This is a genomic window from Flavobacterium sp. ABG (assembly GCF_001027725.1).
Taxonomy (GTDB): domain Bacteria; phylum Bacteroidota; class Bacteroidia; order Flavobacteriales; family Flavobacteriaceae; genus Flavobacterium; species Flavobacterium cupriresistens.
Genome location: NZ_LEKS01000062.1, coordinates 1 through 518, shown reverse-complemented (window position 1 = coordinate 518; position 518 = coordinate 1). Strand labels below are relative to the sequence as shown.

2 protein-coding genes are annotated in these 518 nt (G+C 30.9%); both read right to left on the bottom strand.

Annotation, left to right across the window (positions count from 1 at the left end; genetic code table 11):
* The coding region (locus AB674_RS21665; protein ID WP_047779373.1) for an HPF/RaiA family ribosome-associated protein at positions 1–200 on the bottom strand (200 nt) is incomplete at its 3' end.
* A gap of 34 nt (positions 201–234) precedes the next feature.
* Positions 235–518, bottom strand: a 284-nt coding sequence (locus tag AB674_RS21660) for a tyrosine-type recombinase/integrase (protein WP_047779372.1), incomplete at its 5' end; no start/stop codon positions are given.

Here is a 518-nt window from a genome sequence, read left to right as displayed (position 1 = left end):
ACCACAAAATCATCACCCGGAACATTAATTTTTATCTCAGCAATTTTATTCTCTTTATCACTTGTCTTTTCAACTTTTAAAAAAACATCCACGGACACTACCTTATCGTAATATTTTTCTAACTTGTCCATTCTTTCTTGAACAAAATCAACTAGCTTTTTGTCAACAGTAAAGTTAACTGCATGAACATTTACCTTCATAATCATTATTTTTTAATAGTTAAACATTTCCAAATTACTTCTGATTCCTTGGATGCGCATCTCCATATACTTTTTTTAGTTCTGCCAAACTATTATGCGTATATATCTGCGTTGACGCCAAACTGGAATGTCCTAATAATTCTTTTACTGAGTTCAAATCGGCTCCGTTATTTAATAGATGAGTTGCAAACGTATGTCGCAATATATGCGGACTCTTTTTTACTTTCTCGGAGACAGCACTAAAGTAAGAATTTATTAATCGATACACAAAAGAATCATTTAATTTTAACCCTTTTTTTGTGAGAAAAAAATAATCGT